The sequence below is a fragment of the Extensimonas soli genome (assembly GCF_029211265.1).
GTDB classification, from domain to species: domain Bacteria; phylum Pseudomonadota; class Gammaproteobacteria; order Burkholderiales; family Burkholderiaceae_C; genus Extensimonas; species Extensimonas soli.
On the sequence record NZ_JARGEL010000002.1, the window covers coordinates 1 to 1,149 of the forward strand.

1 protein-coding gene is annotated in these 1,149 nt (G+C 63.9%); it reads left to right on the top strand.

The window, feature by feature from the left end:
- Positions 1 to 1,149: IS21 family transposase (gene istA, locus PYV55_RS00010; protein WP_275848069.1), on the top strand; the 1,149-nt coding region annotated here is incomplete at both ends.

Here is a 1,149-nt window from a genome sequence, read left to right on the forward strand (position 1 = left end):
GGGTTACAGCGGCGGCAAGACGCAGGTCTATACCTTCTGCCGCCAGTGGAAACAGGAACAAAGCCAGGCTCCCAAGGGCGTAGGCTTCGTCCCTCTGCATTTCGAGCTGGGCGAAGCCTTCCAGTTTGACTGGAGCACCGAATACTTAGCCATCGGCGGATTGCGCCGCCGGCTCGAAGTCGCCCACGTCAAGCTCGCGGCCAGCCGCGCTTACGTGCTGGTGGCCTACTACAGCCAGGCGCACGAAATGCTCTTTGACGCCCACACACGGGCCTTTGCCGCATTTGGCGGGGTGCCCCGGCGTGGCATCTATGACAACATGAAGACGGCGGTGGACAAGGTGGGCAAAGGCAAGGCGCGCAGCGTCAACGCCCGCTTTGAGGCCATGACCGGCCACTACCTGTTCGAGGCCGACTTCTGCAACGTGGCCTCCGGCTGGGAGAAGGGGCAGGTCGAGAAGAATGTGCAGGACCGGCGCCGCCACATCTGGCGTGAGGCCAGTGAGAAACGCTGGGCCAGCCTGGCCGAACTCAATGCCTGGCTGCTCCAGACCTGCGTGGACAGCTGGCAGGAGCTGCCCCATCCCGAATGGAGTGAACTCACGCTGGCCGATGTCTGGCAGGACGAGCGCACCCGGCTCATGGCCTTGCCCAGACCCTTTGATGGCTATGTGGAGCACCCCACACGGGTCACGAGCACCGCACTGATCCATTTCCAGCGTAACCGCTACAGCGTGCCGTGCGAATGGGTCAACGCCGTGGTCAGCCTGCGTGTCTATGCTGACACGCTGCGTCTGGTCGGCCCCCAGGGGGAGGTGGTGGATCTGTCACGCAGTTTCGAGCGTGACCAGACCTTCTACGACTGGCAGCATTACATCAGCCTGCTCGAACGCAAGCCCGGTGCCTTGCGCAACGGTGCGCCCTTCAAGACCATGCCCGAGCCCTTGCAGGAGTTGCAGCGTCAGTTGCTCAAGCACCCTGGTGGCGACCGTGTCATGGCGCAGGTCCTGAGTGCGGTGCCGTTGCATGGGGTCGAAGCCGTGGTGGTGGCCGTGGAGCTGGCACTGCAAGCAGGTCGGGTCAGTGGCGAACATGTGCTCAACACGCTGTCGCGCCTGAAGGAGCCCCGGAGCCCGGTGGCGGTGGTGGA